The sequence below is a fragment of the Patulibacter medicamentivorans genome (genome assembly GCF_000240225.1).
GTDB lineage: Bacteria > Actinomycetota > Thermoleophilia > Solirubrobacterales > Solirubrobacteraceae > Patulibacter > Patulibacter medicamentivorans.
Genome location: NZ_AGUD01000028.1, coordinates 19,187 through 30,003 on the forward strand (window position 1 = coordinate 19,187; position 10,817 = coordinate 30,003).

Consider the following 10,817-nt stretch of genomic DNA (forward strand, 5'->3'; position numbering starts at 1 on the left):
CTCAGCCTCCGAAGCTGATCTGGACGGGCTCGCCGCCGAGGGTGCCGGTCGCGGTGCCGTGGCCGTCGCCGCCGAGGACGACCCGCAGCCGCCCCTCCGGGACGCCGGTCCCCGACAGGCGCAGCGTGCCGACCACGCGATCGCTGACCGCGACCGTGCCGCTGGTCCGCACGTCGCGGACGACGCGGGCGCCCCGGACCGCGAAGCGGCTGTCGTCGACCGCCGCGTAGCGCCCGCCGCGCAGAGCCGGGGCCTCGCCCGCGATCCCCAGCGTCGGCAGCTGCGCGACGACGTCGAGGAAGGTCGTGACGACCGCCGCCACGGCGCGTCGCTGCGGCTCCGGCGCGGTGCCGTCGACTGGCGTCAGGTCGGCGGCGAGCAGCGGATCGCGGCCCGCCACGTCGAGCGGCTCGCCGGCGGTCCGGCAGGCGCGGACGTCGACCTGGAGCGTCGCCACGAAGTCGACCCCGAGCTTGGCGCCGCACTCGCTGTCCGACGGCGTGTGGCCCGCGTTGGCGACTTCGGCGAAGCGGCCGTGGGGGAACTGGGCGGCCGCCTGGCGGCCCATCGCGCTCGAGGTGTTGGAGTCGAGGTCCCCGGACAGCACCAGCGCCGGCACGTCGGGCATCGCCGTGCCCGCGGGCAGCGGACGCCCGGCGGTCGGGTCGTTCGGCCAGTCGATGCAGCTGTCGGAGCCCTCGAACCCGGCGTGGATCCAGCCCTCCGGGCTGAGCGGGCGGAACGCCGTCGGGTCGAGGCCGGCCAGCGCCTGCTGGAACGCCTGGCGGCGGACCGCGGGCGGATCGGCGAGCGAGAAGACGCGCGGGTAGTCGTGGCACTGGACCGCGGCGTTGGCGGCCGCGCTGAAGACCGCCAGGGTGTCCGGGTCCTGGCCGGAGAGCGCCGCCGTCAGCAGCCGCGTGTTGGCCGCCAGCTGCTTGATTCGCGCGCTGTCGCCCGCGAGCGCTCCGGCGACCGCGCCCGGCAGCTGGCCGAAGACGTCGGCCGACAGCGGCGCGTAGAGGATCCGGCCGAGCGCCTCCTCGTCGAGCTGGTCGGCGTGGCGCACGCCGCGGAAGCTGACCGTGAAGGGGCGCGGGTGGCGCCGCAGCCGGTTGGCGAGCCGGCGGACGTCGCGCAGCACCGCGTTGCCGTCGCAGGCCTGAGCACGCGTGCAGACCAGCCGGATCGCCCGTCGCGCCGCCGCGATCTGCGGCCGTCCCCACGGATCGAAGTCCAGCGGGTAGGCCCCGCTGAGGACCACCGACCGCACCCGCTGCGGGTAGCGGGCCGCGTAGACCGGCATCAGGTAGGTCCCGTACGAGTCGCCCCAGAGGTCGAACCGGTCGATCCCCAGCGCCGCCCGCACCGCCTCGAAGTCGTCCGCCACCGCCGCCGTGCCGTAGAGCCCGGCCCGGTCCCCCAGCGACGCGCCGCAGGCCCCGGTCGCCGCCGGCTCGCCCGCCGGCCAGGCGTTCTCGGGCGCCAGCGACGGGCAGGAGAGGACGCCGGATCGGCCGGTCCCGCGGACGTCGACGAGCAGCAGGTCGCGGTGGTCGAGCAGCGGTGCGAAGAGCCCGCCCGCCAGCGACGCGGCCTGCGAGATGGTCGCCGCCCCGGGACCTCCGGGGTTGTAGGCGATCGTGCTGGCCGCGGGCGTCGAGGTGTCCCGCCGCTGGACGAGCGCGTAGGCGACGTCGAGCGTGCCGCGGCTCGGATCGGCGCGGTCGAGCGGGACGGTCACGGTCCCGCAGCTGGCGGCGACGCCGAGCCCCTGGCAGGGGGCCGGGCCGCTGTCCGCGCGGGCGGCGGTCGCCGCCCAGGACAGCAGCAGGGCGAGCAGCGCGACGAGGACGGCGAGGCGGCTGCCGAGGCTCCGGTGGTCGATCATGGCCGCATTCTTCGGTCCGCCGGAGCGCCGGTCGTGCGACAGCAGCCGGAAGTCGGGGGCACCCGGGTTCATCAGCCGTCGCACGCCCCGTCGGCGACCGTGGTCCGCGGCCCGCACGCGAGGTGGCGGTCGAACCAGGCGACCGTCCGCGCGGCCGAGTCGACCAGCTGTCCGTGGTCGCTCCAGCCGTGGCCCGCCCCGGGGTAGAGCACCAGCTCGGTCTCGCAGCCGGCCTCCGCCAGCGCCTGGAACTGCTCCTGGGCCTGGGTCGGCGGGGTGCAGCGGTCGTCGGCGCCGTGCAGCAGCAGGGTCGGGGTCCGGCAGCGACGGGCGTGGGCGACCGGGGACCGGTGCCGGTACTCGGCGGCGCCCGCGACCGGATCGGTGCCGAGCAGCAGCTCGTCGAAGCGCGGGATGTTGGTCGTGTGGTGGAAGCTCAGCCAGTCCGAGACGCAGGCGACCGGGACGGCGGCGGCGAACGCGTCGCACTGGGTCGGCGCCCAGGCGGACAGGAAGCCGCCGTAGGAGACCCCGGTGATCCCGACCCGGTCGCGGTCGACCAGGCCGCGCTCGACGAGCGCGTCGATCGCGGCCAGGACGTCGCCCAGATCGCCGCCGCCCATGTCGCCGACGTTGCGCTCGGCGAACGCCTGCCCGCGACCCGAGCTGCCGCGGACGTTGGGCAGCAGCAGGGCGTAGCCGGCGTCGAGCAGCGCCACGCCGAGGTGCAGCCTGGCGGGGCTGAAGCTCGCCGTCCAGGTGTTCGTCGGACCGCCGTGCACGGCGACCACGAGCGGCAGCGGAGCGTCCCCGTGGTCGACCGGCCGGACCAGGATGCCCTCCAGCTCGAGCCCGTCGGAGGCGGTCCACGCGACCCGCTCGGCGGGCGGCGTGCGACGTTCGCGGAGGCCGGCGTTGCAGCTCGTCAGCGTCCGCCAGCCGGCCTCGCGCGCGGCCGGCTCGAGCAGCGCGACCTCCGGCGGGAGGTCCGGCGCCTGGAGCGCGGCGGCGACCAGCCGCCCGTCGCGGCTGGCCGACGCGCAGGCGGCGTCGGCGCGGCCGATCGTCGCCGTGCCCCGCCACCAGCGGTCGACGCCGCCGTCGCGGTCGACCGCCCCGCAGACCGCGCCGATCCCGTCCTGCGCGGCGAACAGCAGCCGGCCGTCGGCGAGCCAGGCGACGCTGGTCGCCTCGATCCCGAGCCGCCGGACGCGCGACCCGTCGCCGTCCGGGACGACCACGGTGACCACGCCCTGGACCTCGGTCCGGTCGCTGGCCAGCCCCTCGACGAAGGCGATCCGCCCGTCGCCGTCGATCGCCGGCGACTGGACCTGCCGTCGCGGCCGGTGGACGCTGCGGACCGCGCCGTCGACCAGGTCGATCGCCACGACGCTCGCGTCGTACCAGCCGCTCTCGCTCGGATCGCCCGAGACGACCGCGGCGACCGGGCCGCTGCCGGGCCAGTCGAGCTCCCAGACGTTGAGGCCGGGCGGCCCGACGACCCGCGTCCGGCCGCTCTCGACGTCGACCAGGTGCAGGCGCCGCCAGCGCTCGCCGGGCCGCCGGACCAGCGGCCCCGTGCCGTCGGCGGAGGAGCCGATCGCGGTGCCCCCGCGCGCGCCGGCCCGGTCCGATCCGGGGTCGGCGGCGAGCACGAGGATCGCGCGCCCGTCGGCCGACCAGCGCAGCTGCTCGACCGAGCCCGCGACCTCGCCGACCGGGCGCACCGTCGCGTCCGGCTCGCGCAGCAGCAGCCGCAGCAGGCCGCTGCCGTCGTGGTCGGCGGCGAACGCCAGCCGGCGGCCGTCGGGCGACCAGGTCGGCAGGTCGTGGATCCCGTCGTCGGTCCCCACGCGCTGCTCGCGGCCGTCGCCGGTCGCCGCCACCACCAGCGTCGTCGCCGGGGCGGCCCCGGGCCGCGGCGGATCGGCGACCACGTAGGCGACGCGGTCGCCGTCGGGGCTCAGCGCCACGTTCCCGATCGCCCGGCAGGCCAGCACGTCGGCGTGGCGCAGCGGCGGCCGGTCGTCGCTCATCGCCGCTCGCCCGGCTCGACCACCGCCACCGCGGGCGCCGGCTCGTCGGCGTCGAGCCAGCGACGGTCGCCGCTCGGGATCGAGGCGATCAGGCGCCGCGTGTAGGGGTCGCGCGGGCGGTCGAGCACCTCGTCGCAGACGCCCTCCTCGACCAGCCGCCCCTGGCGCAGGACGTACACGCGGTCGGCGATCTGGCGGACCACGCCGAGGTCGTGGGTGATGAACAGGCAGCTGATCCCCGTCTCGCGGCGGAGGTCGGCCAGCAGGTTGAGGATCTGCGCCTGGACCGACACGTCGAGCGCGGAGACCGCCTCGTCGCAGACGATCACCCGCGGCTCGGCCGCCAGCGCGCGGGCGATCGCGACCCGCTGCCGCTCGCCGCCGGAGAGCGCGACGGGCTTGCGGTCGGCGTAGGCCGCCGACAGGCCGACCCGCTCCAGCAGCTCCGCCGCCCGGCCCCGGACGTCGCGCGAGCGGGGCTCGTGGACCAGCAGCGCCTCGCGCAGGGTCGCGCCGATCGTGCGGACCGGGTTGAGCGTCGAGTACGGATCCTGGAAGACCATCTGGATCGTGCGGCGGAACCGCAGCCGCTCGGCCTCGCCGAGCGCCCCGAGGTCGCTGGCGTCGATCCCGTCGACGACGATCCGGCCGGCGGTCGGACGCTCGAGGCCGAGCAGGCAGCGGCCGAGCGTCGTCTTGCCGGAGCCCGACTCGCCGACCAGGCCGACCGTCTCGTCGGCGTCGATCCGCAGCGAGACGCCGTCGAGGGCGGTCACCTGCCGGCTGCCGCGGCGAGCGCCGTCGAACCGCTTCTCGATCGCGTCGACCTCGACCAGCGCCGCGCCGGCCGCCGGCGCGCGAGCCGCCACGCCGTCCTGGATCACCGCCCGCCGCGACCGCAGCTCCGCGGCCACCGCCTCGATCCTGATGCACGCCGAGCCGCGGCCGGCGCCGTCGGACCGCAGCTCCGGGCGTCCGGCGCGGCAGTCGCCGGTCGCCCAGTCGCAGCGATCGGCGAAGGCGCAGCGATCGGCGACCTCGTCGGCGTCCGGAACCGCGCCCGCGATCACCGGCAGCTGCTCCAGCCGGCGATCGCCGGGCGGCTCGGTCAGCAGCAGCCCGTGCGTGTAGGGGTGCCGCGGGTCGGCCTCGACCGCCGCGGCCGGGCCGGTCTCCAGCACCGATCCCGCGTAGAGGACCGCGACCCGGTCGCAGATCGAGAACGCGACGCGCAGGTCGTGGGTGATCAGGATCAGCCCCATCCCGCGCGAGCGCTGCAGCTCGGCGATCCGGGCCAGGATCTCCTTCTGGGTCGTCACGTCGAGCGCGGTCGAGGGCTCGTCCGCGATCAGCACCCGCGGGTCGCGAGCGAGCGCCGCGGCGATCCCGATCCGCTGGCGCATCCCGCCCGAGAGCTGGAACGGGTAGGCGTCGGCGACGGCGGGATCCTCGATCCCGACCTCGGCCAGCCGCCGGACCGCCTGCTCGCGCCGTGCCCGCCGGCCGAGCCGCCGGCCCGACTCGTCGCGCAGCAGCTCGCTGATCTGCTCGCCGCAGCGCATCAGCGGGTTCAGCATCGTGAACGGGTCCTGGAAGATCAGCGCGATCTCGCTGCCGCGGACGCCGGCGACCTGCCGCTGGCGCAGGCCGAGCAGGTCGCGCCCGCCGTAGGCCACCTCGCCGCTGGCGCGGACGCCCGGCGGCAGCAGGCCGACGAGCGCGCGGGCGGTCATCGACTTGCCCGATCCCGACTCGCCGACGATCGCCAGCGCCTCGCCCGGCGCGAGGTCCAGGTCGACGCCGCGGACGATCGTGCGGCTGGCGCCCGCCAGCCGGCTGGTGATCGTCAGGTCGCGGACGCGCAGCAGCGGCGCGCCGGTCTCGGTCTCGTCGTGGTTCATCGGGCCCTCCCCCGGTCGGACAGCTGCTCGTAGAGCCAATCGCCGACCAGGTTCATCGCGACGGCCAGCAGCACGAGCGCGATTCCCGGTGCGAGCGGAGCCATCGGGTTGTCCTCGATCAGCGACAGGTTGTCGCTCAGCATCCGCCCCCAGTCCGCCTCGCCCGGGTCGACGCCGATCCCCAGGAACGAGAGCGCCGAGAGCGCGACGAGGGCGTAGGCGAAGTTGAGGAACGAGTTCGCCACCACCACCGGCAGGACGTTCGGCCAGACGTGGCGGAACATGATCCGGCGGCGGCTGAGCCCGAGCGTGCGCGCCGCGTCGACGTAGGGCAGCCCGCGCTGCTCGAGCGTCACCCCGCGCACGAGCCGGGCGTCGAAGGGCCCGATGAAGAGGATCAGGATCGCGACGGCCGCCGCGTAGCCGCCGCCCACGACCCCGACCAGGACGATCACCACCACCAGCGACGGCAGCGCGTAGACGGCGTCTGCGACGCGCATGATCAGCGTGTCGCGCCATCCGCCGACGTAGCCGGCGACGAGCCCGAGCACGGTCCCGATCAGCGCCGCGCCGAGGACGATCAGGGCCGGTCCCACGACGGCCATCCGGGCGCCCGCGATCACCCGCGAGAGGATGTCGCGGCCCGAGTCGTCGGTCCCGAGCAGATGCGATCCGCCCGGACCGCGGACGCCCGCGGCGAGGTCCTGGGCGTCGGCGCCGTGGGGCGCGATCGCCGTCCCCAGCAGCGCGCAGATCGCGGCGACGGCGAGCACCGCGATCGCGAGCAGCACCGGCAGCGGCGGCCGGCGGCGACGGCCCGGGGCGGTGGCGGCGGCGGGCGCCGCCGCGACGGTCGCGGGCGCGCTCATGCCGCGCTCCGGCCGTAGGCGATCCGCGGATCGACGCGCGTGTAGAGGATGTCGATCGCCAGGTTGACGAGCACGATCACGATCGCCAGCAGCAGCACCACGCCCTGCAGCAGCGGGACGTCCTTGTCGTTGACCGCGTCGACCAGCAGGCCGCCCAGCCCCGGCAGCGAGAACGTCGACTCGACGAGGATCGTGCCGGTCAGCAGGATCGTCACCACCGCCCCCGCCGCGGTCATGATCGGCACCAGCGCGTTGCGCAGGGCGTGGCGCACCAGCACCCGCCGCAGCGGCACCCCGCGAGCCAGCGCGAAGCCGACGTAGTCCTGCTCGAGCACGCCGACCATCGCCGTGCGGGTGATCTTGGTGACCAGCGCCAGCGCCGTCAGGGCCAGGGCGAGGGCCGGCAGCGTGAGGTGCCAGAAGCGGTCGGCGACGCCGGACCCGGGTCCGTAGCTGGGGAACCAGCCGAGCGTCACGGCGAACAGGTACAGCAGCACGACGCCGGTCACGAACGCCGGCGCGCTGACCCCCACGACCGTCAGGCCGACGACCCCGCGATCGACGCCGGTCCGGCGGCGGACCGCGGCCAGGACGCCGAGCGGCACGCCGGCGCCGACGGCGACCACGAACGCGTAGCCGGCCAGGAACGCCGTCACCCCGATCCGGTCGCCGATCATCGAGGTCACCGCGCGGCCGCTGCGGGCCGAGCTGCCGAGGTCGAACCGGACCGCGTCCGACAGCCACAGCCAGTAGCGCTCGAGGAACGGGACGTCGAGGTGGAACTGGTGCCGCAGCGACGCCAGCAGCTCGGGGCTCGCGGGGCGGGTGCCCAGCAGCACCTGCTCCGGGCTCCCGGGCGCCAGGTACATCAGCGAGAAGATCGCGAACGAGAGCACCAGCAGCAGTCCGAGCAGGGCGGCCAGTCGCCGTCCCACGAACCCCGCGAGCCGTCGCCCGCTCACCTGCTCATCCCTGACATCGCCCGTGCCTCCACCGTTTCTCCCCGGCCGGCCAGGGGCGGCCGACGCAACGAGAACGTACCCCGGCGTCGCCACGCGGGCATGCGACGATCGTTCGACGCCGCGCGCCTGCGGTCCGACAGCTGTAGGACTCGGCCGTCCGCGCGCGGCCTAGACTCGCGCCATGGCCGACCCCGACGAGCTGCTCGAGCAGCCGACCCCGGAGGCGCTGGCGCCCGACGCCCTGCTGGCGCTCGAGCGCGACGGCGGCTGGCTCGGGACCCGCCTGCAGGAGATCGCCGACGGCGTCGCCGACGAGCTGCGGCGGCCGGTGGCGATCGACGACCGGCAGCTGCGCCTGATCGTCCACACCCAGCACGGCGACGACCTCGATCGGGTCCGCCTCGACTCGATCCTCAAGCGCCCGCTGCCGGCCGACGTCGTCGCCTGGCTCGAGACGCTGGGCATCCACCAGGCGCGCGGGGCGGTCCGCGTGCCGGCCAACCCGGCCTTCGGGATGGACGCCCGGATCTGCGTGCCGATCCGCGGCGGCGGGCACCTGCTGGGGTACCTCTGGCTGATCGACCGCGACGACGACGCGACCGACGAGCAGCTGGCGCGGCTCGAGCGGACGGCCGACGACGCGGGCGTCGTGCTCTACCGCGGGCTGCTGCTCCGCGACCTCGACCGCGGCCGCGAGCGCGAGCTGGTGCGCGACATCCTCTCCGAGGACGAGGGCGTGCGCCGGCAGGCCGTCCAGCAGCTGGTCGAGTTCGAGATCGTCGAGCGCGACGGGCCGAGCGTCGTCCTCGTCGCCGCGACGTCGGCGCCGCCCGGGGCCGCCGGCAGCAGCGCCCGCGCGGCCGCCCTCGACACCGCGATCCACCGCGTGCGCCGCCACCTGACGCCGAAGCGCGCCCTCCACCTGGTGCGTCCCGGCCACGTCCTGTTGGTGGTCTCGGGCAACGAGACCAGCGTCCGCCGGCACGGCGTCGCCGGCCTCGCCGCGCAGGTGCGCCAGGAGATCGCCAACGCCGTCGATCCCGCCGAGCTGCCGGTGCTGGTGGCGATCGGCAGCCAGGTCGACGGGCTCGCCGACGCCCGCCGGTCGTACCACCAGGCGCAACGGGCGGCCAAGGTCGCGACGCTGATCCGGGCGCGCTTCGGCGAGGTCGTCTCGTGGGACGAGCTGGGGATCTACCGGATGCTCGCCGAGCTGCCGCTCGGCGACCTCGACCGGCTGGCCATCCACCCCGGGCTGCAGACGCTGCTGGCCCGGCCGCAGACCCACTTCCTGGTCCACACCCTGGAGTGCTACCTGGACCGGGCCGGCGACGTGCCGGCCGCGGCGGCCGAGCTGTTCGTGCACCGCACGACGCTCTACCACCGCCTGCGCCGGATCGAGGAGCTCGGCGCGATCGACCTCGGCGACGGCGAGCAGCGGCTGGAGCTGCACCTGGGCCTGAAGATCGCGCGGCTGCAGGGGCTCGAGTGGTCGACGGCCGCCCCGCCCGCGTGAGCGCGGGCGGGCGAGCGGTCCTCAGCCGAGGATCCGCGCCGCGCCGAAGCCGGCGGCCAGGGTGGCGCCGGTGGCGAACCGGTCGGGCGAGAACTGCGCCAGCGCCGGATCGTGGTCGCCGCCGGTCAGCAGGAGCGCGATCTGGCGGCCGAGCGAGGGCGCCAGCTTGAAGCCGTGGCCGCTCGTCCCGGCGCTGACGTGGATGCCGGGGGCGACCTCGCCGATCACCGGCTGCCAGTCGGGACTGACGTCGTAGAGGCTGCCCCAGCCGCCGGCCGGCTCGGCCGCCGCCAGGCCGGGGATCCGGGCGACCGCCGGCTCGACGAGCGCCAGCGACTCGTCGCCGCCGACCTCCTCCTGGAAGTCGTCGGGGTCGGCCTCGGGCTCGGCCAGCAGGCTGCCGAGGCCGAACTGCTCGGGCCCCTCCGGCTTCAGGTAGTAGCCGCCCCGCACGTCGCCGAGCACGTACGGCAGCTTCGGCGCGTCGCCCCAGCCGAAGGTGGCCACGACGTGCCGCTCGACGATCAGCGGCAGGTCGACGCCGAACGAGCGCAGCAGCGGTCCCGTCCACGGTCCGGCGGCGATCAGCAGCCGCTCGACCTCGTGGACGTCGCCGGCGGCCGTGCGCAGCGTCGCGCCGCCGGCCGGCCGCGGGTCGATCGCGACGATCGCCGTGCCGGTGTGCAGCTCGACGCCGTGGCGGCGGGCGTCGTCGACCAGGCCGCGGGTGACGCCGACCGGATCGGCATGGCCCGCGCCCGGCTCCCAGACGGCCCGCTCGCCGTCCGCGATCACCAGCTCGGGGTGCTCGTCGGCCAGGCGGTCGGCCGACACCTCGGCGACCGCGACGCCGATCGCGGTCAGGCTCGCGAGCAGCTCGTCGAGCCCCGCGCCGCTGTCCTCGGCGCGGTGGACGTAGAGCATCCCGGTGCGGTCGAAGCCGGCGTCGCCGCCCTCGATCTCCTCGCCGAAGCGCTCGAACAGCGCGATGCTGTCGCGGGCCATCCGGGCCAGGAAGGGGTTCGTGTAGCCGGAGCGGCAGACGGCGCTCGACCGGCCGGTCGGGCCCGCCGCCGGCGTCGCGCGCTCGAACAGCGCGGTCGCGACGCCCGCGCGTCCCAGGTGGTGGGCGACGCTCGCGCCGTGGATGCCGGCACCGACGATGCCGACCTCGTAGTTGCTCATGCTCCGCGATTCCTCTCGTGTTCCAGGTGATCCATCAAGGCTTCGGCGACGGCCACGGCATCGCCCTCGACGACGACGTCGGCGACCCGGCAGAGGTCGGCTCCGCGGTCGCGGTTGATCGCGACGATCGTGCGGCTGTCGCGCATCCCGACCAGGTGCTGGACGGCGCCGGAGACCCCGAAGGCCAGGTAGACGTCGGGCGTGACCACGGCGCCGGTCTGCCCGACCTGGTGGGCGAACGGCAGCCATCCCGCGTCGACGACGGCGCGGGTCGCGCCGAGGCCCGCGCCGAGCCGGACCGCCAGCCGCCGGAAGAGCGCGACCGCGTCGGGACCGCCGATCCCGCGCCCGACGGCGACGACGATCCGGGCGCCGGCGAGCGGCCGCGGGCGATCGTCGTCGGCGACAAACGGCGGGTCCGGCTCGCGCTCGCGGAGGGGCGCGCCGTCCGCCGCGG

The 10,817-nt window shown here is 76.1% G+C and carries 8 protein-coding genes; 1 reads left to right on the top strand and 7 read right to left on the bottom strand.

Annotation, left to right across the window (positions count from 1 at the left end):
* Position 1 precedes the first annotated feature (1 nt).
* From PAI11_RS23845 to PAI11_RS03710, 5 genes are all read right to left on the bottom strand, one after another.
* A complete protein-coding gene (locus PAI11_RS23845; RefSeq protein ID WP_007570970.1) occupies positions 2–1,891 on the bottom strand; it encodes an alpha/beta fold hydrolase in 1,890 nt (629 codons plus the stop codon).
* A 71-nt stretch (positions 1,892–1,962) separates the two neighbouring features.
* Positions 1,963–3,927: an alpha/beta hydrolase family protein gene (locus PAI11_RS03695; protein WP_007570972.1), complete on the bottom strand. Its 1,965-nt coding sequence runs from the start codon at positions 3,925–3,927 to the stop codon at positions 1,963–1,965.
* The gene (locus PAI11_RS03700) at positions 3,924–5,828 is read right to left on the bottom strand and encodes a dipeptide ABC transporter ATP-binding protein (RefSeq protein WP_007570974.1); all 1,905 of its coding nucleotides are present in this window, start codon (positions 5,826–5,828) and stop codon (positions 3,924–3,926) included. The genes PAI11_RS03695 and PAI11_RS03700 overlap by 4 nt, the downstream gene beginning before the upstream one ends.
* Complete coding sequence (locus PAI11_RS03705) at positions 5,825–6,697, bottom strand: ABC transporter permease (protein ID WP_007570977.1); 873 nt, start codon at positions 6,695–6,697, stop codon at positions 5,825–5,827. The genes PAI11_RS03700 and PAI11_RS03705 overlap by 4 nt, the downstream gene beginning before the upstream one ends.
* On the bottom strand, positions 6,694–7,659 hold the full coding sequence (locus tag PAI11_RS03710; RefSeq protein ID WP_040598128.1) for an ABC transporter permease: 966 nt from the start codon (positions 7,657–7,659) through the stop codon (positions 6,694–6,696). Before PAI11_RS03710 ends, PAI11_RS03705 begins: the two co-directional genes overlap by 4 nt.
* Before the next feature lie 181 nt (positions 7,660–7,840).
* Here PAI11_RS03710 and PAI11_RS03715 point away from each other — a divergent pair, with 181 nt between their 5' ends.
* Positions 7,841–9,175, top strand: a complete 1,335-nt coding sequence (locus PAI11_RS03715) for a helix-turn-helix domain-containing protein (protein WP_007570980.1) — start codon at positions 7,841–7,843, stop codon at positions 9,173–9,175.
* 21 nt (positions 9,176–9,196) lie between these two features.
* Here the strand turns inward: PAI11_RS03715 and PAI11_RS03720 are convergent, their stop codons facing one another.
* Positions 9,197–10,360: an NAD(P)/FAD-dependent oxidoreductase gene (locus PAI11_RS03720; protein WP_007570982.1), complete on the bottom strand. Its 1,164-nt coding sequence runs from the start codon at positions 10,358–10,360 to the stop codon at positions 9,197–9,199.
* On the bottom strand, positions 10,357–10,817 hold a 461-nt coding region (locus PAI11_RS03725), incomplete at its 5' end, for an electron transfer flavoprotein subunit alpha/FixB family protein (protein ID WP_138974079.1). The genes PAI11_RS03720 and PAI11_RS03725, both read right to left, overlap by 4 nt.

What these genes read in the sequence shown, in the direction of transcription:
- PAI11_RS23845 (WP_007570970.1), bottom strand. Translation starts at nt 1,891, where the DNA reads ATGATCGACCACCGGAGCCTCGGCAGCCGCCTCGCCGTCCTCGTCGCG.
- PAI11_RS03695 (WP_007570972.1), bottom strand. Translation starts at nt 3,927, where the DNA reads ATGAGCGACGACCGGCCGCCGCTGCGCCACGCCGACGTGCTGGCCTGC.
- PAI11_RS03700 (WP_007570974.1), bottom strand. Translation starts at nt 5,828, where the DNA reads ATGAACCACGACGAGACCGAGACCGGCGCGCCGCTGCTGCGCGTCCGC.
- PAI11_RS03705 (WP_007570977.1), bottom strand. Translation starts at nt 6,697, where the DNA reads ATGAGCGCGCCCGCGACCGTCGCGGCGGCGCCCGCCGCCGCCACCGCC.
- PAI11_RS03715 (WP_007570980.1), top strand. Translation starts at nt 7,841, where the DNA reads ATGGCCGACCCCGACGAGCTGCTCGAGCAGCCGACCCCGGAGGCGCTG.
- PAI11_RS03720 (WP_007570982.1), bottom strand. Translation starts at nt 10,360, where the DNA reads ATGAGCAACTACGAGGTCGGCATCGTCGGTGCCGGCATCCACGGCGCG.